General features: G+C 63.8%; 27 protein-coding genes and 1 riboswitch. Of the genes, 14 read left to right on the plus strand and 13 right to left on the minus strand.

Features of this window, described 5'->3' with window-relative positions; all coding sequences use genetic code 11:
• Positions 1-19 precede the first annotated feature (19 nt).
• Positions 20-700, minus strand: coding sequence for a queuosine precursor transporter (locus NKI24_RS11775; RefSeq protein ID WP_352570583.1), 681 nt, complete (start codon positions 698-700; stop codon positions 20-22).
• Positions 701-782: 82 nt separating this feature from the next.
• Positions 783-1,079: a 50S ribosomal protein L28 gene (rpmB, locus tag NKI24_RS11780; RefSeq protein WP_006328411.1), complete on the minus strand. Its 297-nt coding sequence runs from the start codon at positions 1,077-1,079 to the stop codon at positions 783-785.
• Between the two features lie 384 nt (positions 1,080-1,463).
• On the opposite strand from rpmB, the gene NKI24_RS11785 reads away from it, so the two are divergent.
• From NKI24_RS11785 to NKI24_RS11800, 4 genes are all read left to right on the plus strand, one after another.
• A complete protein-coding gene (locus NKI24_RS11785) occupies positions 1,464-2,393 on the plus strand; it encodes an IS110 family RNA-guided transposase (RefSeq protein WP_352745370.1) in 930 nt (309 codons plus the stop codon).
• A gap of 421 nt (positions 2,394-2,814) precedes the next feature.
• A complete protein-coding gene (locus NKI24_RS11790; RefSeq protein WP_352616079.1) occupies positions 2,815-3,606 on the plus strand; it encodes a DUF3108 domain-containing protein in 792 nt (263 codons plus the stop codon).
• A gap of 42 nt (positions 3,607-3,648) precedes the next feature.
• The gene (gene yddG, locus NKI24_RS11795) at positions 3,649-4,536 is read left to right on the plus strand and encodes an aromatic amino acid exporter YddG (protein WP_352616076.1); all 888 of its coding nucleotides are present in this window, start codon (positions 3,649-3,651) and stop codon (positions 4,534-4,536) included.
• The gene (locus NKI24_RS11800) at positions 4,533-5,204 is read left to right on the plus strand and encodes a lysoplasmalogenase family protein (protein ID WP_352745374.1); all 672 of its coding nucleotides are present in this window, start codon (positions 4,533-4,535) and stop codon (positions 5,202-5,204) included. Before yddG ends, NKI24_RS11800 begins: the two co-directional genes overlap by 4 nt.
• A gap of 5 nt (positions 5,205-5,209) precedes the next feature.
• On the opposite strand, the gene NKI24_RS11805 is transcribed toward NKI24_RS11800, so the two are convergent.
• Positions 5,210-5,638, minus strand: coding sequence for a cupin domain-containing protein (locus NKI24_RS11805; protein WP_352745377.1), 429 nt, complete (start codon positions 5,636-5,638; stop codon positions 5,210-5,212).
• 21 nt (positions 5,639-5,659) lie between these two features.
• Positions 5,660-6,427 (minus strand): hydroxyacylglutathione hydrolase, encoded by a 768-nt coding sequence (gloB, locus tag NKI24_RS11810; protein ID WP_352451211.1) that lies wholly within the window; start codon positions 6,425-6,427, stop codon positions 5,660-5,662.
• 98 nt (positions 6,428-6,525) lie between these two features.
• On the opposite strand from gloB, the gene NKI24_RS11815 reads away from it, so the two are divergent.
• From NKI24_RS11815 to NKI24_RS11825, 3 genes are all read left to right on the plus strand, one after another.
• Positions 6,526-7,305, plus strand: a complete 780-nt coding sequence (locus NKI24_RS11815; RefSeq protein ID WP_352745380.1) for a class I SAM-dependent methyltransferase — start codon at positions 6,526-6,528, stop codon at positions 7,303-7,305.
• Positions 7,306-7,421: 116 nt separating this feature from the next.
• On the plus strand, positions 7,422-9,254 hold the full coding sequence (locus NKI24_RS11820; protein WP_352745382.1) for an ABC transporter ATP-binding protein/permease: 1,833 nt from the start codon (positions 7,422-7,424) through the stop codon (positions 9,252-9,254).
• Positions 9,255-9,330: 76 nt separating this feature from the next.
• A complete protein-coding gene (locus NKI24_RS11825) occupies positions 9,331-10,137 on the plus strand; it encodes a DUF1194 domain-containing protein (protein WP_352451214.1) in 807 nt (268 codons plus the stop codon).
• A gap of 18 nt (positions 10,138-10,155) precedes the next feature.
• On the opposite strand, the gene NKI24_RS11830 is transcribed toward NKI24_RS11825, so the two are convergent.
• Both NKI24_RS11830 and NKI24_RS11835 read right to left on the minus strand, forming a co-directional pair.
• Positions 10,156-11,181, minus strand: coding sequence for an RNA polymerase subunit sigma-70 (locus NKI24_RS11830; protein ID WP_352745385.1), 1,026 nt, complete (start codon positions 11,179-11,181; stop codon positions 10,156-10,158).
• Positions 11,182-11,223: 42 nt separating this feature from the next.
• Positions 11,224-11,970, minus strand: a complete 747-nt coding sequence (locus tag NKI24_RS11835) for an SDR family NAD(P)-dependent oxidoreductase (protein WP_352745388.1) — start codon at positions 11,968-11,970, stop codon at positions 11,224-11,226.
• Between the two features lie 235 nt (positions 11,971-12,205).
• Here NKI24_RS11835 and NKI24_RS11840 point away from each other — a divergent pair, with 235 nt between their 5' ends.
• The gene (locus NKI24_RS11840; protein ID WP_352745391.1) at positions 12,206-12,526 is read left to right on the plus strand and encodes a DUF1330 domain-containing protein; all 321 of its coding nucleotides are present in this window, start codon (positions 12,206-12,208) and stop codon (positions 12,524-12,526) included.
• 25 nt (positions 12,527-12,551) lie between these two features.
• Here the strand turns inward: NKI24_RS11840 and metW are convergent, their stop codons facing one another.
• Complete coding sequence (gene metW / locus NKI24_RS11845; protein WP_023677909.1) at positions 12,552-13,166, minus strand: methionine biosynthesis protein MetW; 615 nt, start codon at positions 13,164-13,166, stop codon at positions 12,552-12,554.
• A gap of 58 nt (positions 13,167-13,224) precedes the next feature.
• Positions 13,225-14,394, minus strand: coding sequence for a homoserine O-acetyltransferase MetX (gene metX, locus NKI24_RS11850; protein ID WP_292661143.1), 1,170 nt, complete (start codon positions 14,392-14,394; stop codon positions 13,225-13,227).
• Between the two features lie 92 nt (positions 14,395-14,486).
• A riboswitch (SAM riboswitch) is annotated at positions 14,487-14,564 on the minus strand.
• A 138-nt stretch (positions 14,565-14,702) separates the two neighbouring features.
• On the opposite strand from metX, the gene hisC reads away from it, so the two are divergent.
• Both hisC and NKI24_RS11860 read left to right on the plus strand, forming a co-directional pair.
• Positions 14,703-15,812 (plus strand): histidinol-phosphate transaminase, encoded by a 1,110-nt coding sequence (gene hisC / locus NKI24_RS11855; protein ID WP_352745393.1) that lies wholly within the window; start codon positions 14,703-14,705, stop codon positions 15,810-15,812.
• Between the two features lie 6 nt (positions 15,813-15,818).
• Positions 15,819-16,754, plus strand: coding sequence for a prephenate/arogenate dehydrogenase family protein (locus NKI24_RS11860; RefSeq protein ID WP_023677912.1), 936 nt, complete (start codon positions 15,819-15,821; stop codon positions 16,752-16,754).
• A 130-nt stretch (positions 16,755-16,884) separates the two neighbouring features.
• On the opposite strand, the gene NKI24_RS11865 is transcribed toward NKI24_RS11860, so the two are convergent.
• Positions 16,885-17,886 (minus strand): DUF2125 domain-containing protein, encoded by a 1,002-nt coding sequence (locus tag NKI24_RS11865; protein ID WP_352452468.1) that lies wholly within the window; start codon positions 17,884-17,886, stop codon positions 16,885-16,887.
• A gap of 114 nt (positions 17,887-18,000) precedes the next feature.
• Here NKI24_RS11865 and NKI24_RS11870 point away from each other — a divergent pair, with 114 nt between their 5' ends.
• Positions 18,001-18,549 (plus strand): gamma-glutamylcyclotransferase, encoded by a 549-nt coding sequence (locus NKI24_RS11870; RefSeq protein WP_352745396.1) that lies wholly within the window; start codon positions 18,001-18,003, stop codon positions 18,547-18,549.
• Between the two features lie 45 nt (positions 18,550-18,594).
• Here NKI24_RS11870 and NKI24_RS11875 read toward each other — a convergent pair whose 3' ends face one another.
• A complete protein-coding gene (locus NKI24_RS11875; RefSeq protein WP_352745399.1) occupies positions 18,595-19,575 on the minus strand; it encodes a quinone oxidoreductase family protein in 981 nt (326 codons plus the stop codon).
• Between the two features lie 345 nt (positions 19,576-19,920).
• On the opposite strand from NKI24_RS11875, the gene NKI24_RS11880 reads away from it, so the two are divergent.
• On the plus strand, positions 19,921-20,868 hold the full coding sequence (locus NKI24_RS11880) for an aldo/keto reductase (protein WP_352743762.1): 948 nt from the start codon (positions 19,921-19,923) through the stop codon (positions 20,866-20,868).
• A 78-nt stretch (positions 20,869-20,946) separates the two neighbouring features.
• Positions 20,947-21,567: a LysE family translocator gene (locus NKI24_RS11885; protein WP_352745402.1), complete on the plus strand. Its 621-nt coding sequence runs from the start codon at positions 20,947-20,949 to the stop codon at positions 21,565-21,567.
• 27 nt (positions 21,568-21,594) lie between these two features.
• Here NKI24_RS11885 and NKI24_RS11890 read toward each other — a convergent pair whose 3' ends face one another.
• Positions 21,595-22,395, minus strand: a complete 801-nt coding sequence (locus NKI24_RS11890; RefSeq protein ID WP_352452463.1) for a lysophospholipid acyltransferase family protein — start codon at positions 22,393-22,395, stop codon at positions 21,595-21,597.
• 107 nt (positions 22,396-22,502) lie between these two features.
• Entirely contained in the window at positions 22,503-23,411 is a 909-nt protein-coding gene (locus NKI24_RS11895; protein WP_352452462.1) for a LysR family transcriptional regulator, read from the minus strand.
• 131 nt (positions 23,412-23,542) lie between these two features.
• Between NKI24_RS11895 and NKI24_RS11900 the strand changes: the two genes are divergently transcribed.
• Positions 23,543-24,163, plus strand: a complete 621-nt coding sequence (locus NKI24_RS11900) for a pyridoxamine 5'-phosphate oxidase family protein (protein ID WP_352743768.1) — start codon at positions 23,543-23,545, stop codon at positions 24,161-24,163.
• A gap of 29 nt (positions 24,164-24,192) precedes the next feature.
• Here NKI24_RS11900 and NKI24_RS11905 read toward each other — a convergent pair whose 3' ends face one another.
• Complete coding sequence (locus NKI24_RS11905) at positions 24,193-24,957, minus strand: YdcF family protein (protein WP_031212035.1); 765 nt, start codon at positions 24,955-24,957, stop codon at positions 24,193-24,195.
• Positions 24,958-24,989 lie beyond the last annotated feature (32 nt).

Here is a 24,989-nt window from a genome sequence, read left to right on the forward strand (position 1 = left end):
GCGGACCTTTGGTTCGGGATCATGCTGCCAGTGCCGGCTGGCTCCAGCGGGCGGCAAGCAGCCGGTAGGGGATCAGCGCCACCACCGCTATGATCAGCTTGACGCTGAGATCGCCGAGCGCCCAGGAGACCCAGCGCATCGTCTCGACCGGCAGCACGCCCATCAGCGGCGCGGTTTCCAGCGCAAAGCCGTCGTTGGGCCCGGCGAAGGCGAACGCCGCCGCGAAGGCGACGGTGAAAAACACCACCGTATCGAAAACGGAGCCGACCAGCGTGCCGACGATCGGTGCGCGCCACCAGCTCTGCCGGCGCAGCCGGTTGAACACGGTGACGTCGAGCAACTGCGCGGTGAGGAAGGCGGCACCCGACGCCGCGGCAATGCGCACCAGCCGGTCGGCGGCGGTCTCGAATTCGATCAGGCCGTGGCGAAACAGCAGCGGTGGGATGACGATCGAGCAGACCACCGCTGTCATGAAGCCGACAAAGACGATCCTGCGCGCCACCGCCGGCCCATAGCGGCGGTTGGCGAGATCGGTGACCAGAAAGGAGAACGGATAGGTGAAGGCGCCCCAGGTCAGGATGTCGGCCAGCGACAGCCCGCCGATTGCGCCTTGCATCGGGAACTGCACGAGGATGTTCGAGGCCACGACGACGAGCGCCATGGCCGCCACGAAGGGCAGGTACCGCGAGAGGAAAATCATTTTTTTATCCTGGGTAATGGAACCAGCGGAACGCGATCCGGAGTTCGGACCACGCCCTGGAAGGCGGCTGCCGCCGAAAAACTCAGGCGGCCGGCTGCTCGGCGAGCTTCTTGGCGATCTGCTTCTTCAACAGGCGGGCGCGCTGCGACAATTCCTTGGCATCGGCCTTGGCCAGGAAGGCGTCGAGGCCGCCGCGATGCTCGACCGAACGCAGCGCGTTGGCCGAAATGCGCAGGCGCACGTTCTGGTTCAGCGCTTCCGAGATCAGCGTCACATTGACGAGATTGGGCAGGAAGCGACGCTTGGTCTTGTTGTTGGCGTGGCTCACATTGTTGCCGGACATGACTGCCTTGGCAGTGAGTTCGCAGGTGCGGGACATGGTTCTAACCTTCGGTTCTCGGTCCTGGCCAAACATTCGACCCGCGCCGGGTGGCGCGCGGTTTCGGTCAGGCGGCCTTATGGAAAAAGTTGGCGTTCCATAGTTGCATTTCGCCGAGGCGTCAAGCTTGGGGTTGGTTAGTGCCAAGGGAATCAATCAAAAGATGACCGATGCCGGCGCTGCCCCTCATCCGCCTGCCGGCACCTTTGTAACTTGTTTCTTGCCGACTCTGCTATGAAGGCAGGTGCGGTGGCGGACGGGAGACCGGAGCATCTTTGGGTGATCGAGCCCGTGGGAGAGCAAGGGTCTTCGTCCGCCGTTCCATCGAACCCGAACAGTCGCCTGGGCCGCAAGCGAAGCCCGATTAGGCAAGGATGGGACAGGATGGAAATCATTGTTGGCATCGACGTTTCCAAGGATCGGCTCGACGTGCATGTTTTGCCGTCGGGCGAGGCGTTCTCGGTGGAGAATGACCACGCCGGGGTGGAGGATCTGGTTCGGCGGCTGGCAGCCCTTTCGCCGGCCGTTGTCGGATTGGAGTCGACAGGCAGCTTCGAGAGACTGGCGGTCGCCGCCTTGGCAGGCGCCGGCCTGGCGATTGTCGTGGTCAATCCGGCGCAGGTGCGCGCCTATGCCAATGCACTCGGCAAGCGGGCCAAGACCGACCCGATCGATGCCGCCGTCATTGCCGCTTTCATCGCTGCGACCAAGCCGCAATTGCGGCCATTGCGCGACGCCGAAACCGAGGCCCTGGCCGAGCTCGTCGCCCGCCGGCGTCAGATCGTGCAGATGATCGTGGCGGAGGAGAACCGTGCTCGCACGGTCATCGCGAAACAGGCGCAAAAGAGCATCCACCGGCTGCTCGTCGCGCTTCGGCGTGAGCTGGCAAGCCTCGATGCGGGCATGGACGATCATATCCGCAAGTCCCCAGTCTGGCGGGTCAACGAAAAGCTGCTTTCCTCCGTGCCGGGTGTCGGTCCTGTCGTTGCCCGCAGCCTGATCGCCGAAATGCCGGAACTGGGCAGCCTCGACCGCCGCCAGATCGCCGCGCTCGCCGGCCTTGCGCCATGGACGAGGCAGTCCGGAAAATGGCGTGGCAAGAGCTTCATTGGCGGTGGCAGGAGCCACGTGCGCGCCGCCCTCTTCATGGCCGCCCTCGTCGCCATCAGGCACAACCCCGTGCTCAAGGCTTTCCGCGACCGCCTGGTCGAGGCCGGCAAGCCGAAGATCGTCGCCGTCGTCGCCACAATGCGCAAGCTTCTCACCATTCTCAACGCTATCGTCCGGGATCAAAAACCGTGGCAAACAGCTTGACAGCCAAGACAGTCGCTCTCCCGTATAGTGACGGGGAGAAGGGGCTTGGCCGCAGGCTCGGCGCTTCTGCAACTTCGCAAATTGGCGAAACCCTTTGCAAGGCGACCTTCTCCCCGTCCCTATACGGGGAGAAGTGCCCGGCAGGGCGATGAGGGGCTGCGCAAACCTGTAGCGATTTTCCAGGTGGCCACATTTTGTTCTTGCTTTGTGCCGGCAGCTATGCTACTAATTTCGGTATGGTGCTAATTGGCTCCAACGACCCGCCCGCCGAGGCGGGTTTTTTATTTTGGCCGTCGACCAGCCCCAACGTTGCCTGCCGACGGCGCCTTTCACATTAAGGCCGGAATTCAGCCTATAAGCGGTCGCACAGGGACATGCCAGACCGGAGCCGCCCCGTCCGGTCGACAATCAAGGACCCGCCATGCCTCGTTCTTTCCTCCATGCCCTGGTCGTGCTGATGGCCGTCGCGCTTTCGACGACGGTTTCGGCCGCTGAGCCGCAATCCTTCACGGGCGAATATTCGGTGTCGTTCCTCGGCCTCTCCGTGGCCAAGGCGAAATTCTCCAGCCAGTACGAGGGTGACAGCTATTCGATCGAGGGCAGCGTTTCCGCCGCCGGGCTCGCCACTTTGTTCGACGATACGCGAGGCACGATCTCGTCGAAGGGCAAGATTTCGGGCAAGCAGTTGCAGCCGCAAGCGTTCCACGCCGACTACACGTCCGGCAAGAAGGCATCGATGATCGACATCCAGTTTGCCAACGGCGTCGTCACCTCGACCAAGGTCGTGCCTGAGCCGAAGAAGCGCAATCCCGAGAATTGGATACCGCTGGTCGGCAGCCATCTCGTATCGGTCCTCGATCCGATGGCCGCGACCGTCATCCATGCCGACAGCCTCGACCAGGTCTGCGGGCGCACGGTGAAGCTCTATGACGGCGAAATGCGTGCCGATCTGAAACTGACCTACGAGTCCAAAGGGTCGATCTCGGTGGCCGGCTACAAGGGCGATACGGTCACCTGCAGGCTGGGCTTCGAGCCGGTGGCCGGTTACCGCAAGAACCGCAAGGCGCTGAACTACCTGAAGAAACGCAGCCGCATCATGGTGACGTTTGCACCGGTCGGCCAAAGCGGCGTATATGCGCCGATCCGCGCCACGGTCAGCACGCAAATCGGCCCGTTGACGATCAGCGCGGAGCGGTTCGAAGCAAACGAATAGGCGTGATGGTGCGCCGCCAACGATGGGCAGGGGGCGACGGGTATGGCGCGCGCAACACTGATCGGCTTCTCCGCGGTCGCCATGTGGGCGCTGCTGGCGCTGCTTACGGATGCCTCGGGCGCCGTGCCGCCGTTCCTGCTTTCGGCAATCACCTTCACGATCGGCACTTGCGTCGGGCTGGTTGCCCGGCTGTTCATGCCGGCAGCCGACGGCGCCGCGAAGATACCGCGCCAGGTCTGGGTGATCGGCATTGCCGGCCTGTTCGGCTACCACTTCTTCTACTTCACCGCGCTGCGCAATGCGCCGGCCGTCGAGGCCAGCCTTATCGCCTATCTGTGGCCGCTGCTGATCGTGCTCGGGTCGGCGCTGATGCCGGGCGAGCGGCTGGCCTGGAACCACGTCGCCGGCGCGCTGCTCGGCCTTGCCGGCACGGTCCTGATCGTCACCAAGGGCGGCGGGCTTGCCTTCGATGCGCGTTATGCCTTCGGCTATGCCATGGCCGGCGTCTGCGCGGTGCTGTGGTCGTCCTATTCGCTGTTGTCGCGGCGCTTCCCGTCGGTGCCGACCAGCATCGTCACCTGGTTCTGCGCCGCCACCGCGGCGCTTTCGCTGGTCTGCCATCTGTTGCTGGAACAGACGGTGCTGCCCGCCGGCGCCGGCCAGTGGCTGGCCGTGCTCGGCCTCGGTCTGATGCCGGTGGGGGCGGCGTTCTATGCCTGGGACATCGGCGTCAAGCGCGGCAACATCCAGGTGCTGGGGGCGGCGAGCTATGCCGCGCCGCTGCTGTCCACCCTGGTGCTGATCGCCGCCGGCTTCGCCGAGCCGTCATGGCGCATCCTCGCCGCCTGCGTGCTGATCACCGGCGGCGCGGCACTGGCGGCGAAATCGCTGTTCCTGCGCAAGAGGGCTACGAGCGAGGCAAACGCATGATGCCGTTTCCCGGCGGCATCGATGCCAATGCCAATGCGACGCTGCTGTTTTCGCTGGCGGCGGCGGTGATTTACGCGTTCAGCCTCGGCATGCCGCCGCGTCTTTCGCGGTCGGCGGCAAGGACATTGGCGGTGGCGATGCTGGCGGTGCTGGTCGTGCAGCAGGGCGGCCCATGGCTGCTCGTCGCCGCGCTCGGCGCCAGTGCCGTCGGCGATGCCTTCCTGTCGCGCGACGGCGAGAAGGCATTTCTTGGCGGCACGGCCAGTTTTCTTGCCGCGCACGTGCTTTACGTCGTGCTGTTCCTGCGTGCCGGCGGCGGCCTCGGGCTGCTTTCGGCCGAGCCGTGGCGGGCAGCGATCGTGCTGGCGATGATCGTGTCGGTGCTGGCCATGCTTTTCGCGCTCTGGCGCCGCATCGGCCCGGCCTTGCGTTTGCCGATTGGCATCCATGTCGCGGCGTTGCTTGCCATGGGCATTGCGGCGCTCACCCTGAACAGCGTCGGGGTCATTGGCGGCATCGTCCTGCTCATGCTGTCCGACGGGCTGCACGCCGCGGAAAAGTTCCTGCTGCCCGCCATCTCGCCGCATCGCATTTGGGTGCGCCATGGGGTCTGGGCGCTGTATTACGTCGGCCAGCTGGCGATCACGCTGGGTTTGCTGCTGGGCTAAGGTGGCTAGGGCGTGCCCGGCAGCCAGCCTGGTTCGGCGAGTTCGAAGGCGGAGAAATCGAAACCCGGCGCCACGGTGCAGCCGACCAGGGTCCATTCGCCGAGGCTGCGTGCCGACTGCCACCGGCCTGCCGGCACGACGATCTGCGGCCGCTCGCCCGCGGCAAGTGCCGTACCGAGGACCTGCTCTATGACGGGACCGCCTTCTCGGTGTATCGACAGCGCCAGCGGCGCGCCGTCATAGAAGTGCCAGACCTCCGCCGCGTCCCTGACCCGGTGCCAGGCCGACAATTGGTCCTTCTCCAGGAGGAAATAGATCGCCGTCGAATGGCCGCGGGCGCCTTCCGCGCCGTCGCGAAAGGTCTCGGCATACCAGCCGCCTTCCGGATGCGGCTTCAGGCCGAGCAGGGCGATGATTTCGGCGGAACTGGTCATGACCCTAGCTCCTGGCGCCGCTCAGAAATTGTCCTTGCGCTTGCGGATCTCGGCGAACACTTCGGCATCCGAGGCCTTCTCCAGGCCGAGATGCCTGCGGATCGCCGGATCGTGCCAGCGCAGGAACGGATTGGTCGACAGTTCCTCGCCGATCGTCGTCGGCAGCGTCGGTTTGCCGTCGGCGCGCAGCGCCTCGACCTTGGCGGCGCGCTCTTTCAGCGCCGAATTGGTCGGGTCGACGGTGAGCGCGAAACGGGCATTGGCCAGCGTATACTCATGGCCGCAATAGATAACCGTCTCGGCCGGCAGCGCCGCGAGCTTCTTCAGGGATTCGTACATCACCGGCGGCTTGCATTCGAGCAGCCGCCCACAGCCGAGCGCAAACAGCGTGTCGGCGGCGAAAGCCACTTTCGACGCCGGCAGATGATAGGTGACATGGCCGGCGGTATGGCCGGGTGTGGCGATGACCTCGATCCGCTCGTCGCCGAGATGGACGACCGAGCCTTGCTCGACAGTTTCGTCGATGCCGGGAATCTTTGCCTTTTCGGCTTCCGGCCCGACAATGCGCAGCTTGAAGCGCTCCTTCAGCGCCAGATTGGCCTCGACGTGGTCGAGATGGTGGTGAGTGGTCAGGATCATCGTCGGGGTCCAGCCGGTGCGCTTGATCGCCGCCAGGATGGGCGCCTCCTCGGGCGCATCGATGAGCGCCGTCTGACCGCTTTTCGGGTCATGCACCAGCACGCCGAAATTGTCGCTGCGGCACATGAATTGTTCGATCTCGACCGGCATCGCATCTCTCCCTTTATTGCCGCAGACATAGGGCGCCTGCCAGCCGATGTCATCTGCCTTTGTTGAACTTGGACTGCTTCGAAGCTACCGTTCCGCGCATGCATTCAGACATTGTCGATCTCCGTTCGTTTTATTCAACCACGCTCGGCCGCCTGGCCGAACGCTCGATCACCATGGCGCTGTCCTCGATATGGGCCGTCGTGCCCAACGAGCGGCTGGTCGGCCTCGGCTATACCTTGCCGTGGCTGGAACGCTTCGGCAGCGATGCCGAGCGTGTCTTTGCCTTCATGCCGGCAACACAGGGCGCGGTGGTCTGGCCGGCGACCGGGCCGACGGCGACCGCGCTGGTCTTCGATGAGGAACTGCCGCTGGTCGATTCCTGCATCGACCGCATGCTGCTCGTCCATTCGCTCGAACATGTCGAGAACCCGCGCGAGACGCTGAACGAGATCTGGCGGGTGCTGTCGCCGGCCGGCCGCGTCGTCATCGTCGTGCCCAACCGGCGCGGTGTCTGGGCACGCTTCGAGCATACGCCTTTCGGCAATGGCCGACCGTTCTCGCGCGGCCAGCTGACCGAATTGCTGCGCGAAGCGAATTTCACGCCGGCGGCGTGGTCCGATGCGCTGTTCTTCCCGCCGTCGCCGCGACGTTTCATGATGCAGTTCCATAACGTGCTGGAACGCGCCGGCCGGCGCTTCTGGCCGATCTTTTCGGGCGTTATTGTCGTCGAGGCGCAGAAGCGGCTCTATCAAGGCGTGCCGGTTGCCCAGCGCGCGTCCCGCCGCGTCTTCGTGCCGGTTCTCTCGCCGCATGGCGCGCCGACGCTTGGCCGGCTGTCGCGGGCCGAACACCCGGCCGCCAGGATGACGCGTTCGTGATCCGAGACGTGCTTTTTCACGCCTATCTGACGATATCAGGTTTGCTGTCCGATTGAAGGCCGTGCGGCCGATCCTATGACCGGTTTGGCATTGCTCCGAATGCAAGGATTTAACCGATGGATGATCGTCCGGATGTCGAGGCCAGCGCCCAGAAGCTTGCCACGTCGATCGAAGCCAGCAGCCTGCGTGAGCAGCTGGCAACAATCAAATTGGCACTGACCAGCTCGCCAGTGCGAAAACAATTGCTTTGGGCAGCGATCGGCATCGTCGCCGTCATCGTGGCGAGCTCAATCGGGCAGGTTCTGCTCAATCGCTGGAACCAGCCTTTCTACGACGCGCTTGCGCGGCGCGACATGCCGGCTTTCCTGCATCAGCTTCTGGTCTTTGCCGGCATCGCCGGCGGGCTTGTGGTGCTCAATGTCGGCCAGACCTGGCTCGACCAGATGCTCCGCCTGAAGCTGCGCGAGGCGCTGACGCTCGACCTGATCGACGAATGGATGCGGCCGGCGCGTGCCTTCCGGCTGACCCATGCCGGCGCCATCGGCGTCAATCCCGACCAGCGCCTGCAGCAGGATGCCGGGCATCTCTCCGATCTTTCCACCGGTCTTGGCATCGGCCTGCTGCAGTCCTGCATCCTGCTTGCCTCGTTCGTTGGGGTCCTGTGGTCGCTGTCTTCCGGCTTCATCTTCCACATAGGCGGCCATTTGCTGGCCATACCCGGCTACATGGTCTGGGCGGCGATCCTTTATGCTGGCACCGCCTCCTGGTTGAGCTGGCTGGTCGGGCGACCGTTGATCCGCTTCAACAACGATCGCTATACGCGTGAAGCGGAGCTGCGCTCCTCGGTGGTTCGCGTCAACGAGAATGTCGATGCCATCGCGCTGGCGCACGGCGAGGCCGATGCCAGGCGCCGGCTCGAATTCGATCTCGGCATGGTGCTGGGCGCCATGCGGCGCATCTACAGCGCCCAGATCAATCTTTCCTGGGTTACCGACACCTATGGCTGGATCACTGTCGTCGCACCGATCCTGGTCGCCTCACCGGTCTATTTCGCCGGCGATATCAGCTTTGGCGGCCTGATGATGGCCGTCGGCGCTTTCAACCAGGTCCATTCGTCGCTGCGCTGGTTCATCAACAATATCGGCGGCATCGCCGATTGGCGCGCTACGCTGATGCGGGTCGCCGACTTTCGCATCGCGCTTGGCGACACCGACGCGCTGCACCATACGGAAAGGCGCATTTCGTTCGGCGAAAACCCGGACGGCAGCCTGACCTTCGAGAAACTCGAGGTCGCCTCGCCGGAGGGATGCACCAAGCTTGCCGAGCCGCATGTCGAAATCCGCGCCGGCGACCGGGTCATGATCACCGGAGATCCGGGCGCCGGCAAGACGCTGTTCTTCCGGGCCATTGCCGGTCTGTGGCCATGGGGCAGCGGACGGATCGGCATGCCGGCCGGAGAAGCGCCGATCTTTGTTCCGCGTACCCCCTATTTCCCGCTCGGCAAGCTGCGCGAGGTGCTCAACCATTCAGACGGCGCGGCGGAGGCGAGCGATGCCGAGATCTCGGAGGTGCTGGCCGATGTCGGGCTGCAACGCCTGTCGTCCTCGCTCGATCGCTCGGCGCGCTGGGAGCGTGAGCTCAGCGACGACGAGCAGCGTCTGCTGGCCTTTGCCAGGCTGGCCTTGCGACGGCCGAAATGGGTGATCATCGACGAGGCGCTGGACGCGTTCGACGGCCCAACGCTGAGGCAAGTGCTGTCGATGCTGGAGAAGCGCCTTCCCGACGCCGCGATCCTCAATATCGGCCGCGGCCAGCACAATGCCCGCTTCTTCCGGCGGGCGTTGACCATCGTCAAGGATGCCGGCCAGCCGCCACTCAAGCCGGCCCGTATCAGGGCAGGTGCCATCGAACCGCCCCCGGTTGTCGTTTCGGCTGGCCGAAAGAAATAGAAGGCAAGCTTTATTTCGCCGCGATCGCGGCGAAAAACTGTCGCGATCGTTTCAGATGGGAACGTTCCGATCGGCCATGCTTGACGCTCTCGCCCTGCTCGCCTGCCTGGCCTGCACCCCGGCGGCACCTGCGGCCGCACCGGCCAATGCAATTGCCGTCGATGTCGAGCTGGTGCTGGCCGTCGACATCTCGCAGTCGATGGATGAAAGGGAGTTTGCCCTGCAGCGCGCCGGCTATGTCGCGGCGCTGCGCCACCCCGACTTCATCAACGCCGTGCGTGCCGGCACCTTCGGCCGCATCGCCATCGCGTATTTCGAATGGGCCGGCACCATCCGCGACGATGCGGTCATTGCCTGGCAGGTCGTCGACAGCAAGGAGAGCGCCTACGCTTTCGCCGACAAGATCGCGGCCCGCCCGTTCAGGAGCTTTCGCGGCACCTCGATTTCCGGTGCTGTGGCTTTCGGCGCCGAGCTTTTCAACGGCACGGCCTTCACCGGCAAACGCCGCGTCATCGACGTCTCGGGGGACGGCCCAAACAACACCGGCTTGCCGGTCACAACGGCACGCGATGCGGCGCTGGCGAAGGGTATCGTCATCAACGGGCTGCCGATCCTGATCAGCCCGTCACCCACCTTCAGCCATCTCGACCGGTATTATGCCGAATGCGTTACCGGCGGGCCGGGCTCGTTCGTGCTGCCGATCTATGCTGCTTCCGAATTCGCCACCGCCACTCGCCGCAAACTGATCCTCGAGGTCAGCGGCATCGAGTATCCCAAGCTGGATCCGAGGACGATCCGCATCGACGCACCGATCGACTGCCTGCAAGGCGAGCGCGACCGGCGGTTTTTCTCGGACCCATATTTCCCGGAACTCGACCGATAAGGCTGGCCCAGGGGTAAGCTAGGCTGGTGGCAGGCCGAAGGCCGGGAACAGAGATGGCCCGAGCGGCCCTATGAAGATCGTCAAGGAAGCGATCCCGCCCTCGGCTGCGTCGAACACATGCAGGGAATGGGCCCGCCATTCAGGGCCGTCGTGGCTGCGGGAATAAACCCCGACCGCCGGCTGGGAATTGGCGCGGGTGGCCAGCGTGCGGAAGCCGCCAAACTTAGGCCAGACGGTCTCGAAGAAACCGCGGATCGCTTCGCGGCCTTGATACCATTCACGCCAAGGCGGCATGGTATAGATGGCGTCCTCACGCAGCAGCTCGATCAAGCTGTCGAGATTGGCGGCCTGCCAGGCCTGCATGTAGCGTTCGAGCAGCAGGCCTTCTTCGGGGCTGGGCCGTGATCGGCTGGCCGGCCGTCCCTGAGGATAGCGCGCCGCCAGCGTTACGCGGGCCCGCTGCAACGCGCTGTTGATCGAAGCCGTCGATCCGCCCAGCAAACGCGCCGTCTCGACAGCCGACCATCCGAGGACGTCGGCAAGCAGCAGCGCGGCGCGCTGCCTGGGCGGCAGATCCTGGATCGCCGCGACGAAGGCGAGCTGGACGGCCTCGCGGCTCTCGTAACGGGCTTCCGGACCTGGCTCGCTGCCGGCAACTTCTGGAAGCTCGGCGTCGGGGTAGGGCTCCAGCCAGGCGATGTCGGCTACGGGCCCGCCTATGGCCGCCCCGTGCGAGGGCGGCCGTCCGGGTTCCCGGAGAATGCGACGCGCCCTCGACCTCGCCTTGATGGCGTTGAGGCAAGCGTTGGTCGCGATCATGTAGAGCCAACCGCGAACCGAACCTCGCCCGTCGAACTCCGATCTTGCGCGCCAGGCGCGAAGCAACGTGTCCTGGACGAGGTCGTCGGCCTCGTGCAGCGAACCCATCATGCGATAACAATGCAGCTTGAGCTCGCGGCGATGCGCGGCCGTGACCTTCTCGAAGGCCAGCCGATCGAGGATCGGCTGGCGTGCTGGTTCCAGAGGTGGTTGAGCGTCTGTCATGTGGCTTGTGCGGTTACGAGCGAGCGTTGCATTACGCGCCCCTCAGGCGGCCAGGGCAAGCCCGCTACCGCTCACCATGAAGGAACTGCCTTGCGGCTGGCCGGTGGCGAGTGCGACCACCGCCCGTCCGACATCGGCCGGGGTTTGCATGTCGGTCATGGCGGCGATGAAGTCCGCCGGCTGGATGCCCATATAGGCCGCTATGCTGTCGACGCCGGCCTTGCCCACGCCGGTTTCCGGCATGATGCGCATCGGCGCGAGCGCCATGAAGCGCAGGCCGAGGCCAAGCCGGTCGGCCTCCTTCTGGCTATGACCGGCCAGGAACATCTGCATGCGTTTTGCGCCGGCATAGCCGCCGGCGTTCGGTGGTCCGCCGGTCAAGGCCGCGCCGCTGGAGATCAGAACGATCCGGGTCCCCGGCTTGAGCGGGCGCCGCAGAGCGGCCCGGCAAAACAGGAACGACGCCTTGACGTCCGTGTCCCAATTTGCCGAGAACGCCTTCCAGGTCTGTTCATGCACTGGCGCAGAAGGCGCCAGCGCACCTGCGCAGATCACCAGCACGTCCGGCTCAAGCGCGGCGAAGACCTTATCCGGGGCGGAGTCCACCGTAGCATCGACCGCGAGCGTCTTCACGCCCGAGACCTCCCAGGCAAATTGCGCCAGGGCCTGTTTTCCGCGGGCAACGGCCAGCACCGTCGCTTTCTCCTTGAGAGCGGCCTCCGCGATCGAGCGGCCGACACCACGGCTGCCTCCGACGACGACGACATTCTGATTTTGCAACGATCCCATGGATCACCTCTCGTTCCCGGCCGCCGGACCATCCAGGCGCGCTCATCGATAAGGACAGCGCAGGTGTGCCAAAATCATCGGTGCCAGGCGGAAATATCTTTCAGGTGACGGCAGCCGCGCGTCGGTTTTTGTATTCAGTGTCATTACCTCCGGGGTAATCGACCAGCGCACTACGTCTCGGCAAACTGCTCCCATCAAGCCGGTTGTCCGGCCTTCGACCACAAGGAGATACGCCATGACCGCCTATGCCGTCGCCCATATGCGCCAGGTCACGCCGGGGCCGCAGATCGTCGAGTACCTGCACAAGATCGATGCCACGCTGGAACCGTTTGGCGGCCGCTTCGTGGTGCACGGAGGCGAGGTGGAAGTCGTTGAAAACACCTGGCCGGGCTATCTCATAGTCATCGAGTTTCCCAACCGGCGGCAGGCACGTGCATGGTACGACTCGCCCGCCTATCAGGAGATATTGCCGCTGCGTACCGGCAATTCCCAGTCCGACGTGGTCTTCGTTGACGGCGTCCAGCACCCCCACAAGGCCACCGACGTTCTCGAATAGAGGGACGATCTGCCACGATTGGCTCTTATCGTTTCAGCAGAAATACCGCTTGCTGGCCGAAAAAGTTCCAGAACCACCACGGCATCGAGAAGCCGATCCGCTGGCCGTTGGCGTCGAGCGCGGTTGCCTTTTCCACCGTCGCGCCAAGCTCGTCGCACAGATTGACGAAGTCGCGAATGGTGCAGAAATGGATGTTCGGCGTGTCGTACCAGGAATAGGGCAGGTCCCTGGTCACCGGCATGCGGCCGTTGAAGAGCAATGAAAAGCGCACCCGCCAGTGGCCGAAATTCGGGAATGAGACGATGGCGCGGTTGCCGATCCGGAGCAGTTCGTCGAGCACCAGCTTCGGATTGCGTGTCGCCTGCAAGGTCTGCGACAAGACGACGAAGTCGAAGCCCTTGTCGGGATAGAATTGGAGATCCTTGTCGGCATCGCCCTGGATGACCGACAGGCCACGCGCCACGCATTCGTTGACGCCGCGCTGCGACAGTTCCAGCCCGCGGCCATCGACCTTCTTGGTCGCCTGCAGCAATTCGAGCAGCAGGCCGTCGCCGGAACCGACGTCCAGCACCCGCGACTGCGGCGGGATGAGATCGGCGACGACTTCGAGGTCGACGCGCTGGGCGCGGTTGACGCTCATGCCTTCGGCTCTTGCTCGGCACATGGTCCTGATCCGAACAATCCGCAACTTTTCGGGGTCATGCGCCGAGCCCTCTCGCCCGCGCGGCCGAGGCGATGAAGCCCTTGATGGCGGCGAACAGTTCCGGTTCGTCGAGCAGGAAGGCGTCGTGGCCGCGGTCGGTCTCGATCTCGACGAACGATACCGAGGCGCCGGCCGCGTTCAGCGCGTGCACGACCGAGCGGCTCTCCTCGGTCGGGAACAGCCAATCGCTAGTGAACGAAACCAGGCAGAAGCGCGTCTTGGTGCCGGCGAAGGCATCGGCCAGCCGGCCGCCATGGTCGGCGGCGAGATCGAAATAATCCATCGCCCGCGTCATGTAGAGATAGGAGTTGGCATCGAAGCGATCGACGAAGGTCATGCCCTGATGGCGCAGATAGCTCTCGATCTGGAAGTCGGCATCGAAGCCGAAGGTCAGCGCTTCGCGGTCCTGCAGGTTGCGGCCGAACTTGCGGTGCAGCGCTGCTTCCGACAGATAGGTGATGTGGGCGGCCATGCGCGCCACCGCCAGCCCCTTTTCCGGCCGCTTGCCATGCTCGAAATATTTGCCGCCATGCCAGTCCGGGTCGGCCATCACTGCCTGCCTGCCGACCTCGTGGAAAGCGATGTTCTGCGAGGAATGGCGGGCACCGGTGGCGATCGGCAACGCCGAGAAGACGCGCTCCGGATAGCTGGAGGCCCATTGCAGCACCTGCATGCCGCCCATCGAGCCGCCCAGCACGCTGAACAGCTGTTCGATGCCGAAATGCTCGACCAGCATCAACTGCGCCCGCACCATGTCGCGGATGGTGATGATCGGCAGGTCGAGCCCGTAGGGCTTGGCGGTGGCGGGATTGGTCGAGGCGGGGCCGGTGGAGCCGAGACAGCCGCCGATGACGTTTGACGAGATGACGAAGAAACGGTCGGTATCGATGATCTTGCCGGGACCGATCAGCACTTCCCACCAGCCCGGCTTGCCGGTCACCGGATTAGTGTTGGCGACGTGCTGGTCGCCGGTCAGCGCATGGCAGACGAGGATGGCGTTGGAGCGCGCATCGTTGAGCGTGCCATAGGTCTGGTAGGCGATCTGGAACGGCGACAGCAGCGTGCCGGCGTCGAGCTTGAGCGGCTTGTCGGCGCCGAAACGCAACACCGGGCTCGACGGCTGGTCGGCCTCGTTGTTGGTTTTTCGAGCGCGCAAAGCGACCATTACATCTCCTTGCCCGGCCTTCCGTTGTCCGCCGGTCTGGGCAACAGCCAGCCCGGGCAACAAAAAACCGGCCATGCCTTCGCAAAGCCGGTTACAAGATGCAAACGGCCCTTTAGCAAGTTGTTTAACGTGGCTGCAAGCCGACCGGCCAAATCACCACGGAACTGTCAATGCTCTTCTATGACTCGCGCGTGGGTTCGTCAACGGCAAGTTCTTGATCCCGAATTGCCGCCCCTCGACATTCCGGGCCACGGCTTGTATTTCCGCTGCGGCCTCCCGATGGAGGCATCCTCGACGGATTTCATGGAATGAGCCAGACACCGGATCAGACACGTCCAACGCCCCGCGCCGGCATCATGGACATCGAAGCCTATGTGCCCGGCAAGAGCGCGGCGCCTGAAGGTGTCGCCAAGGTCCATAAATTGTCGGCGAACGAGAACCCGCTCGGTCCTTCGCCAAAGGCGATAGAGGCCGCGCGCGCGGTCGCCGACAAGCTCGCGGTCTATCCCGACGGCAGCGCCAGGCGCCTGAGGGAAGCGATCGCCGAGGTGCACGGGCTCAACCCGGCGAACATCGTCTGCTCCAACGGCTCCGACGAGATTCTGGGCCTGCTGGCGCAGACCTATCTCGCACCCGGCGACGAAGCCATCATCACCGAACACGGCTTCATGGTCTACAAGATCTACATACAGTCGGCCGGTGCCGTCCCGGTAACGGTCAAGGAGACCGATGAACGCGCCGACATCCATGCGATCCTCGCTGCGGTGACGCCGCGCACCAGGATCATCTTCCTTGCCAATCCAAACAATCCAACCGGCACCTACGTGCCGTTCCAGGAGGTGCGCCGCCTGCATGCCGGCCTGCCGCGAAACGTGCTTCTGGTGCTGGATTCAGCTTACGCCGAATATGTCCGGCGCAACGATTATGAAGCCGGCGTCGAGTTGGTGGGCAGCGCGGAAAACGTGGTCATGACCCGCACTTTCTCCAAATTGGGCCTGGGCGGGGCGCGGATCGGCTGGATGTATGCGCCAATGCACGTCATCGACGCGATCAACCGCGTGCGCGGGCCTTTCAACGTCAATGCGACGGCGATCGAGGCCGGCATCGCGGCGATCCACGACCGCGCCCATATCGAACGCAGCGTCGCGCACAACGAGACCTGGCTAGCCTGGCTGAGCGAGCAACTAAGCGGGCTCGGGCTGCGGGTGACGCCGAGCGTCGGCAATTTCATCCTCATCCACTTTCCCGAGGACAAAAGGCATTCGGCGGCGGCCGCCGACGACTACCTCAGTGCGCGCGGCTACATATTGCGGCGCGTTTCCGGCTACGGTTTTCCGAACGCGCTGCGCATGAGCATCGGCACCGAAGAGGCCAATCGCGGCGTTGTCGCAGCACTCGCGACATTCCTGAAAAGCTAGAACACCATGACCTCACCGATGTTCGAAAAGATCGCGCTGGTCGGCATCGGCCTGATCGGCTCGTCGCTGGCCCGCGTCATCCGCCGCGAGGGACTCGCCGGCCAAGTGGCGATTTCGACGCGCAGCGACGCGACGCTGGCACGCGCGAGCCAACTCGGCCTTGGCGACACCTATACGACGGATGCGAAAGAGGCGGTTCGCGATGCTGATCTGGTTATCGTTTCGGTGCCGGTCGGCTCTTCAGGCACGGTCGCCGCAGAGATCGCGCCTGCGCTGAAGAAGGGCGCCATCCTCACCGATGTCGGCTCGACCAAGGCGTCGGTGATCGCGCAGATGCAGCCGCACGTGCCTGATGGCGTGCACTTCATCCCCGGCCATCCTTTGGCCGGCACCGAAAAATCGGGACCGGACGCCGGTTTTGCCGAACTGTTCGAGAACCGCTGGTGCATTTTCACGCCGCTGCCCGGCACCGATCCCGCAGCACTGGAAAAGCTCTCGGAATTCTGGCGCCGCTGCGGCTCCAACATCGACACGATGGACCCGCAGCATCACGACATGACGCTGGCCATCGTTTCGCACCTGCCGCATATCATCGCTTACAACATCGTCGGTACCGCCGACGATCTGGAGTCGGTGACCAAGTCCGAGGTCATCAAATACTCGGCTTCCGGCTTTCGCGACTTCACCCGTCTCGCGGCGTCCGACCCGACCATGTGGCGCGACGTCTGCCTGCACAACAAGGACGCCATTCTCGAAATGCTGGCGCGGTTTTCCGAGGATCTGTCCTCGCTGCAGCGGGCGATCCGCTGGGGCGACGGCGAAAAACTGTTCGACCTGTTCACCCGCACCCGCGCCGTCCGCCGCTCGATTATCGAGGCCGGCCAGGACATCGACGTACCGGATTTCGGCCGCCAGGCAGTCGAACACCCGCCGAAGGGATAAGCCGCGGCAGGCCGATCGCAGGCCGGCCCGGCTTAGAGCGGTTCATCGTTTCACAGAAACGCCGAACCGCTCTATCTCTTTGTTTTGCGCAATTCCGGACGGAAAACCGTTTCACACTTTTCCTGGAGCTCTAGTCGAGCGGCTTGATCTTGCCGAGCGGGATGAAGCCGAGCGAGGCCTTGCCCCTGACGATCTTCAGCGGCATCGACGGCTGGTTGCCGAGCAGCGCCAGTCCGGCAAAGCCGGTTTGGATCTGTTTCTTCTGCTCGGGGATGGCGGTGGCGAGGATTGCCGCCACGGCCTTTGGATCATTGAGCCTGATCGTCAGGTCGGCATTTATGAGACCGTCGTCATCGACCGACAGCGGTCCGGAAACGGTGATGCGCGCAGTTCCGGACGACAGATCGAGCTTGTGGATTTCGGCCGCCTGGCCGCGCAGGCTCTTCGGATTTGCCTTGATCAGCGTGACGCCGTTCTTCAGCGTCAGGTCGCCGCTGCCGTCGAGCGGCGGCAAGACGCGCCCGTCGATGGCCGCCGCGTCGATTTCAAGATCGGTGAAATTGCCGGCATAGTCGATGTCCGGGCCGTTTGGGCGCAATTGTCCGGTGGCGGTTCCGGCGCTGAACAGCGAGACGGGATCGGTGTCGTCTGCCGGATCGGTCTGGCCGGACAGGCCTTCTGCCTGCAGCGAGAGGCGCCTCGGCAGCGGCCAGGACAGCTTCATGTCGGCCCGCAGATCATCCCAGTCGATCCAGAGCGGGGTCATGCCGGGAACTGAGGTCCTGAGCGGCCCCCTGAGCTCGGCGGCAGGCGACAGAAGCCGCGTGATCTGCGTGGCGGCGTTGATCTTGCCTGTCGATGCCGCGACGTTGCGGCTGTCGTCCTCGTAAGCCAGGCTGTCGCAGGAAACGGTGAAGCTGAAGGGATAGCCGCTGACCGCGAGATTGGCGCAGTCGGCCTTGATGCCTTTGTCGTCGAGGTCGGCGACCGCCTTTTTGGTTGCGCTCTCGACCAGGTCCGCCAGGTAGAACCAGCCCGCGCTGTAGATGCCGAACAGCACGAGAATGAAAGCGGCAAGCCACAACAGGCGGCGACGTTGGCTGGGCGGCGGGCGCTCGTCACTTGACGTCATGCTGCGGCTTTCGTTAACGCGGGGTGGCACGGGTGGGCTGTCGCTTGCGGCACCAATAGGCAGACGGACTGAAACACCACCGGTGAGGTGGTCGTCACAATCAGGCTTGGCGATATGGGCGATTTTTGGGTTTTTGGCTACGGCTCACTGATCTGGCGACCGGGATTCGCGCATGTCGAGACGCGGCGCGCGCGCCTGCATGGCTACCGCCGTTCGCTCTGCGTCTATTCTTTCGTGCATCGCGGCACGCGCGAACGGCCGGGCCTGGTGCTCGGCCTCGACCGCGGCGGCTCCTGCATTGGGCTGGCGTTCCGGGTTCCAGGCGAGCTGCGCAACGAGGTCATCACCTATCTGCGCGAACGCGAGCTGGTCACCAACGTCTATCTCGAACGTGTGCTCCGCATCCGCCTCGATAACGAGGAGACGGACAGGCGCGGCACCAATGGGGGCGAGACGGTGGAAGCCGTGGCCTACGTTGTCGACCGCAGCCATGAGCAATATGCCGGTGCGCTCGACCCCGCCGAGGCGGCGACCGTCGTTCGCGGCGCCGTCGGCCAGTCGGGGAGGAATGAGGACTACGTGCTCAGCACGCTGGAGCACCTTGAAGCACTGGGTATCAGCGACCACTGGCTGGAAGAGGTGACAAGACGGATCGCGACGTAGCTTCTTTTATCGTTGACCATGATGTTTTCGGTGTCGTGGTCTGGGCTACATCCTGAAAATCTGTTTTCCAAGATCGGCGCGATCCAGACTGTTTGCCACGGCAAGCTTGAACTCGGTCAGCGCGTGGAGACCGCCGACAGGAACGTGGAAGCCGGGCTGGCCGAAGGTGTCGATAACCTCGCGTAGCACAGGCCGGTCGGCTTCGGCAGGCGGCGAAAAGAAATAGCGATAGATATTCGCCCTGATCTCGACGCCGCTCAGCAAGACATCGAAGTTGTGCAGTTCGAAGCGCTCGGCACTCATGCCGCCATTGATCACCATCTGTCCGCCAAGCGCCAGGGTGCGGATCAATTCGCCGCTGACAGGTCCGCCGACATTGTCGATAATCCCGTTCAATCCGGCGCCACCGGTGATATCCATCACCGCTTCCCGGATACTTGCCTTCAAGTCAGAAAGGTCAAGAATGGCGGCGGCGCCAAGCGTCTTCAGATCGAAGCTTTGGTGCGAGCGCCGCACAAGCGCGATGACGTTGATGCCGCGTCGTTGGGCGAACTGCATCACCATTGTCGAAATTGACGAATAGCCGGCCGTGACAGCCAGCCACTGGCCAGGCCGCACGCGGGAATCCACCAGCAGATCCCACGCGGTAATGGGGTTCACCATCTGCCCGGCGCGTTCGACAGGATAGCCGGCAGGCAACGGGATCAGCCATTCGGCGGGAATGGCCGCGTACTCGGCCCAGCTGCCATAGTAGCCGAACGCGACAAGCGTGCCCGGTTCCAGCAAGACGTTCGCGCCAACGGCTTCGACGATGCCGGCGCCATGGTTTCCCGCGATCTGCCGGGGAAAATGCGGCTTCTTCGGTTCGGGATAGAGGTTCTGGATAAACAGGAAGTCGCCCGGATTGATCGAGGCCGAGACCATCCTGACCAGCACCTCGCCGTCGCCGATCCGCGGCATCGGCAGGTCATCCACATAGAGCACGTCGCGGGGCGAGCCGATGGCGTCAAATACAATTGCTTTCATGCCGGTCTCCACAACAAACGATCCTGGGCCAACAGTCTGAGCCCGGGCCAGACCGTGCCGAGACTTGCGTCGGCGCGGCGGAACTTATGGCCGGCCGGCAAAGGTCTGAATTGGCAGATTTGACAATCTATGTGCTAAACTTGCCAGATTGTTTCCTCAGAGGGTACTGGTTTGGAAATTCGGGACAGCGTCTTGAAGCCCGACACGGCGCGGCGGGTCGCGGTTTTGTGAAGCGGCGGCGGGCTGGAAAAGAGGCTATGCGTTTGACGTTGCCACGGTGCGACATAGGTTAGCCCGGTCGGCGGCTCCCACCCGCCCCAGCATGAATCACCATGGAGATCAGCCTTGCAGAAACGTCGTCTCGGTCGCACCGACCTATCCATCGCGCCATTGGTTCTGGGCGGCAATGTGTTCGGCTGGACCGCCGATGAGAAAACCTCGTTCGACCTACTCGACCGCTTTGTCGACGCTGGCCTCAACGCCATCGACACGGCCGATTCCTATTCGCGCTGGATTCCCGGCCACGAGGGCGGCGAATCCGAAACCATTATCGGCAAATGGATGAAAAGCCGCGGCAACCGCGACAAGGTTGTCGTTGTCACCAAGGTCGGTTCGGATATGGGGCAGGGCAAGAGGGATCTGTCCGCCGCCTACATCGAAAAGGCCATCGACGCCTCGCTGAAGCGGCTGCAGGTCGATAGCGTCGATCTCTATCTGTCGCACTGGCCCGACCCGGCGACCCCTTATGAGGAAACGTTCGGCGCCTACCAGAAACTGCTCGACAAGGGCAAAATCCGTTATGCCGGCGCTTCCAACCTCGACGCCGCCCAGTTGCGGGCCGCACTTGACGTAGCAAGCCTGCGCGGTCTGCCGCGCTACGAGGTGCTGCAGCCGGAATACAATCTCTACGACCGCTCGTCCTTCGATGGTCCGCTGCGCGATCTGTGCGCGGCCGAGGACATCGGCGTCATCACCTATTTCAGCCTCGCCAAGGGGTTTCTGAGCGGCAAGTACCGGAGCGAAGCCGATCTCGGCAAAAGCCCGCGCGGCAGTGGTGTGAAAGGGTATCTCAACGCGCGCGGCATGCGCATTCTCTCAGCGCTCGACGCGGTGTCGGCCAGACATTCGGCCAAGCCGGCGGAAGTGGCGCTTGCCTGGGTCATGGCGCGGCCCGGCGTCACCGCTCCGATCGCCAGCGCGACGACGCTCGACCAGCTCGACAGCCTGGTGCGTGCCGCATCGTTGCAGCTCAGTCCGGACGATATCGTCGAGCTCGACAAGGCCAGCGCATAGCCGCGCACGATCGTTCAAGACCGGCGCCGCTGCCTTACCCTACCGTCCCTGCCTCGTCACAGGATGCAGGGACGCCGCATGGCCGGACAGGGTCTTCTCGATCAGCAGCTATGGGAGCGATTGCTGGCGCTTGTGCTGGCATCGGCCATCGTCATGGGCAGCCCGGGACCGGCGACGATAAGCGTCACCGCGGTCGGCGCTGCGTTCGGCCTGCGCGGTTCGCTGCGCTATGCCTCGGGGATCGTTGTTGGCACGATCCTCGTGCTCGTGGTGGTGGCAACGGGCATTATGGCCGTTCTCGCGGCGTTGCCGAAGCTCGCCGCGCTGCTGGCGGTCGCCTCGGCAGCCTACATCCTCTATCTGGCCTTCAAGATAGCGACGGGGCCGCCACTGGCGGCACGCATTGGTGGGGCGGCGCTTCCCACTTTCCTGGGCGGGTTCCTTCTGGCCGTTGCCAATCCGAAAGCCTATGTGGCGATTGCCGCCGTGTTCGCCGGCGCGTCTTCCGGCGCCGGCGGTCTTGCTATTTCAGCCAAGCTGGCGGTCCTCGCCTTGATGATTGTTGCCATTCATCTCTTGTGGCTTCTCGCCGGCGCGGCTTTTGCACGTTTGCTGCGCAAACCGCTGGCGTCGCGGATCATCAATCTGGTGTTTGCCGTGACGCTGGTTGCAACAGCCGCCCTGGCTGCCTTGCCGTGAGCCTTTCTGGCATCCGCGGTGGGTGTCTCAGTCTTTCAATTCAGGTTTCGCGTCCAGCTCACCAAGCCGTTTCACCGCCGTCGGCGGCATCGGCGGCGGGTTCGGTGTCTGCGCCGCTTCGACGAGGAGCTGGTCGCAGGCGGCCTCCGTTTCGCCGATCAGCCGTTGCATGAATTCGTCCTTGCCGAGGCCGGGCGGGATCGGTGGCAGGAAGCGCGCCTTGATCGTGCCGGGATAGCGCAGGAATTTGCGGCGCGGCCAATAGAGGCCGGCGACGTGAGCGACCGGCACCACCGGAATGCCAAGTTGCGCGTAGAGTTCGACGATGCCGTATTTGTAGACCGGTTCGTCGCCCGGCGCGCGGCGGGTGCCCTCGGGATAGATGATCAGCTGGCGCGGATTGCGCGCCAATTCCTGTTTGGTCGCGGCGATCACCGTCTTCAATGCCTTCGAGCGGCTGCCGCGGTCGACAGGAATCATCCGCATCTTCAAAATGTACCAGCCGAAGAACGGGATCCAGGTCAGCTCCCGTTTCAATATGTAAACGGGATCGTCGAGATAAGGCAGGAAAGCGATCGTGTCCCAGAAGGACTGGTGCTTCGGCGCCAGGATGAAGGAGCCGTCAGGCAGGTTTTCCTGGCCGGTGATCTCACTTCTGGTGCCGGCGATCTTGTCGTAGAGCCACATGCTGGTGCGCGACCAGAATTTCGGCACGAACCAGGCGCGATGGCGTGGCGACAGGAAATAATACGGGGTCCAGAGGATCATCTGGACGATCAAATTGAGGTAGAAGGCGAGATTGAACGCCAGCGAGCGGAAATACAGCATACAGCAAGTGCCCGGTGAGGAGGTGTGCGTTGGTTACACCAAGCGCCGGCAAAAAGGAAACGCTGCGAGGCGGGCGATCGGCCCGGCCTTGCGATGGGCCGTCTTCGTCACGTTTGCCACGCCGCCTGCAGCAGGCGCTGTCTCAGGCGCGGGGCGGCGAAGTCGAGGAATGCGCGCAGCTTCACCGGCAGTAGCCCCTGGCCGGCATGGACGAGGCTCACCGGCCATGGGTCTGGCTCAAACTCTTGAAGCACCGGGCGCAGCCTACCCGACCGGACTGCGGCGGCGATCTGGTAGGAAAGCAGCCTCGTCACGCCGACGCCGGCAATCGCCGCATCGATCGCTGCCTCAGCCGTGTTGACCCGTAACCTGGAGCGGACCGGCACGCTGACTTCGGTCTTGCCGGTGGCGAAGCTCCAGGCGGCGGCGGTGAGCCCTTCAAAGGTGATTGCACTGTGTGCTGCAAGCTCCTGCGGCGTTTTCGGCGTGCCGTGCTCGGCGAGATAGGCCGGGCTCGCGCAAACGACGCGGCGGATCGAACCCAGGCGGGTGGCGATCAGGCTCGAATCGGCAAGCTCGCCGATGCGGACGGCGAGGTCGATGTGCTCTTCGACCAACTGGGTTATCCGGTCGGCGAGTGTCAGCCGCACACCTACCTCAGGATAGACGGAGAGGAAGCTGGTGATGACCGGCAGCACATGCAGGCGGCCGAAGACGATCGGCGCAGTGACGATCAGTTCGCCGGTCGGGGCGCTGTATTCGCCGGCGGCTATTCGCTCGGCCTCGCCGACCTCGTCGAGAATGCGACGACACGCGGCGAGATAGGCATGGCCCGCATCGGTCAGCGACAGCTGCCGCGCCGTGCGGTTCAACAGCCGTGTCTTCAGATGCCGCTCCAGGTCCGAAACCTTGCGGCTGACCGTCGTCAGCGGAATGCCGAAGCGGCGCCCGGCAGCCGAGAGGCTGCCTGTCTCCGCCGCGGCAACGAAAAGCGACATGGACTGGAGGCGATCCATAGCTCTCCCGAAAATTTGCCCTCCCGAAAAACGGAAGGATAGATTGCAGATATGGCATCTGCATCTCGAAGATGGAAGGACCTATTTCCTTACTAGCAATGCAGCGCAGCTCGGCGCTTGAGGAGGCTTCCATGAACGCTCACACCAGCGATGTTGCTTTCACCCCGACGGTGAAGGCGATTCAGGCGCGCAAGGGCTCGCGCCAGGCCTATGCCCGTGTCGAGGAGCGTGGCGGCTGGCAGGCGGTAATCACGCCCGATCTCGCCGCCTTCATCGAGGCGCAGACCAGCGTCTTTCTGTCGACCGCCAATGCGGACGGGCAGCCTTACATCCAGCATCGCGGCGGGCCTGCCGGTTTCCTCAAGGTGCTCGACGAACGGACGATCGGCTTTGCCGATTTTTCCGGCAACAGGCAGTTCATCACCCAGGGCAACCTCAGCGACAACCCACAGGCTTTCCTATTCCTGATCGATTATGCGCACCGGCAGCGCATCAAGATCTGGGGCAGGGCGCGCGTCGTCGAGGGCGATGCCGAGCTGACGGCAAAGCTGATGCCGCAAGACTATAAGGCGCGACCCGAGCAGGTTATCCTGTTTACGGTTTCGGCTTGGGATTCAAATTGCTCGCAGCACATCCCGCAGCGTTTCGAAGCTGCCGGCGTGGCGGCGGCGCTGGGCGAACGCGACAAGCGCATCGAACGGCTCGAACAGGAGATCGCACGCTTGCGATCAGATGCAGCAGCCAGGGAATAAGAGCTAGGGAATAAAAGTGCCGGTGCCGTTCAGTTTCCGCCCGCGGCGTCGGCCAGCGTGACGCCGTTGGGCGATTGCTTCACCGGCATGATGCCGCGCGCCAGCGCCAGCAGGTATTTGTTGTATTCGGTGAACAGCACGCGCAGCGCTTCCGGCTTGGTCAGCCAGCCGCCATTCTCGAGGTTGGTGTTGACCACCGGATAGGGCTCGAGCCTGGCGCCGTGCAGCAGCCGGCCCATTTCCAGCAAGCTACGCGGCATATGATAATTATTGGTGACGAGAATGACCGTGCCGTAGGCATGGTCCTCGACCCATTTGGCACTTTCCTCGGCATTGCCGATCGTGTCGAGCGCGGCGCGGTCGATGTCGACGCAGCAGGAAAACAGCCTCTTGTCGCCGCCGGTCGCGGCCTGAAGCTGGCGGCGGCTGGCGGAGGGATGGACGCCGCTGATCAGCAGCCGCTCGCCCTTGCCTAACGCAAGCAGGCCCATCGCAGCGTCGAGGCGCGACTGGCCGCCGGTCAGCACGATGATAGCGTCGGCCCTTGCCGGATTGGCGGGCGTAGTCAGGCGGCTGACGGTATTGGCGAACCAGCCGAAGCCGGCGACAAACAGCGCCATAAAGGCGAGCAGAAGGAGAGCCGAGATGCGCAAGGAGCGGGCTGCCAGCAGCCGCCCATGTTTGGCGAACTGATCCGGCTTGGCAAATTCATCAGGCTCGGCGAATACAGGCGGGCGCGCAACCAGCACTGGCATGCATCCAGCGGTATCGGTCGAGTCCCGAACGTCCATCATGAAATGGTTAATCCCGAAATACGGCCTTTGGT

Origin of the sequence: Mesorhizobium sp. M0701 (assembly GCF_040320365.1) — a bacterium.
In the GTDB taxonomy this organism is placed as follows: domain Bacteria; phylum Pseudomonadota; class Alphaproteobacteria; order Rhizobiales; family Rhizobiaceae; genus Mesorhizobium.

Coding starts and splice junctions, on each gene's coding strand:
- NKI24_RS11775 (WP_352570583.1), bottom strand. CDS start 700: ATGATTTTCCTCTCGCGGTACCTGCCCTTCGTGGCGGCCATGGCGCTC.
- rpmB (WP_006328411.1), bottom strand. CDS start 1,079: ATGTCCCGCACCTGCGAACTCACTGCCAAGGCAGTCATGTCCGGCAAC.
- NKI24_RS11785 (WP_352745370.1), top strand. CDS start 1,464: ATGGAAATCATTGTTGGCATCGACGTTTCCAAGGATCGGCTCGACGTG.
- NKI24_RS11790 (WP_352616079.1), top strand. CDS start 2,815: ATGCCTCGTTCTTTCCTCCATGCCCTGGTCGTGCTGATGGCCGTCGCG.
- yddG (WP_352616076.1), top strand. CDS start 3,649: ATGGCGCGCGCAACACTGATCGGCTTCTCCGCGGTCGCCATGTGGGCG.
- NKI24_RS11800 (WP_352745374.1), top strand. CDS start 4,533: ATGATGCCGTTTCCCGGCGGCATCGATGCCAATGCCAATGCGACGCTG.
- NKI24_RS11805 (WP_352745377.1), bottom strand. CDS start 5,638: ATGACCAGTTCCGCCGAAATCATCGCCCTGCTCGGCCTGAAGCCGCAT.
- gloB (WP_352451211.1), bottom strand. CDS start 6,427: ATGCCGGTCGAGATCGAACAATTCATGTGCCGCAGCGACAATTTCGGC.
- NKI24_RS11815 (WP_352745380.1), top strand. CDS start 6,526: ATGCATTCAGACATTGTCGATCTCCGTTCGTTTTATTCAACCACGCTC.
- NKI24_RS11820 (WP_352745382.1), top strand. CDS start 7,422: ATGGATGATCGTCCGGATGTCGAGGCCAGCGCCCAGAAGCTTGCCACG.
- NKI24_RS11825 (WP_352451214.1), top strand. CDS start 9,331: ATGCTTGACGCTCTCGCCCTGCTCGCCTGCCTGGCCTGCACCCCGGCG.
- NKI24_RS11830 (WP_352745385.1), bottom strand. CDS start 11,181: ATGACAGACGCTCAACCACCTCTGGAACCAGCACGCCAGCCGATCCTC.
- NKI24_RS11835 (WP_352745388.1), bottom strand. CDS start 11,970: ATGGGATCGTTGCAAAATCAGAATGTCGTCGTCGTCGGAGGCAGCCGT.
- NKI24_RS11840 (WP_352745391.1), top strand. CDS start 12,206: ATGACCGCCTATGCCGTCGCCCATATGCGCCAGGTCACGCCGGGGCCG.
- metW (WP_023677909.1), bottom strand. CDS start 13,166: ATGAGCGTCAACCGCGCCCAGCGCGTCGACCTCGAAGTCGTCGCCGAT.
- metX (WP_292661143.1), bottom strand. CDS start 14,394: ATGGTCGCTTTGCGCGCTCGAAAAACCAACAACGAGGCCGACCAGCCG.
- hisC (WP_352745393.1), top strand. CDS start 14,703: ATGAGCCAGACACCGGATCAGACACGTCCAACGCCCCGCGCCGGCATC.
- NKI24_RS11860 (WP_023677912.1), top strand. CDS start 15,819: ATGACCTCACCGATGTTCGAAAAGATCGCGCTGGTCGGCATCGGCCTG.
- NKI24_RS11865 (WP_352452468.1), bottom strand. CDS start 17,886: ATGACGTCAAGTGACGAGCGCCCGCCGCCCAGCCAACGTCGCCGCCTG.
- NKI24_RS11870 (WP_352745396.1), top strand. CDS start 18,001: ATGGGCGATTTTTGGGTTTTTGGCTACGGCTCACTGATCTGGCGACCG.
- NKI24_RS11875 (WP_352745399.1), bottom strand. CDS start 19,575: ATGAAAGCAATTGTATTTGACGCCATCGGCTCGCCCCGCGACGTGCTC.
- NKI24_RS11885 (WP_352745402.1), top strand. CDS start 20,947: ATGGCCGGACAGGGTCTTCTCGATCAGCAGCTATGGGAGCGATTGCTG.
- NKI24_RS11890 (WP_352452463.1), bottom strand. CDS start 22,395: ATGCTGTATTTCCGCTCGCTGGCGTTCAATCTCGCCTTCTACCTCAAT.
- NKI24_RS11895 (WP_352452462.1), bottom strand. CDS start 23,411: ATGGATCGCCTCCAGTCCATGTCGCTTTTCGTTGCCGCGGCGGAGACA.
- NKI24_RS11900 (WP_352743768.1), top strand. CDS start 23,543: ATGAACGCTCACACCAGCGATGTTGCTTTCACCCCGACGGTGAAGGCG.
- NKI24_RS11905 (WP_031212035.1), bottom strand. CDS start 24,957: ATGATGGACGTTCGGGACTCGACCGATACCGCTGGATGCATGCCAGTG.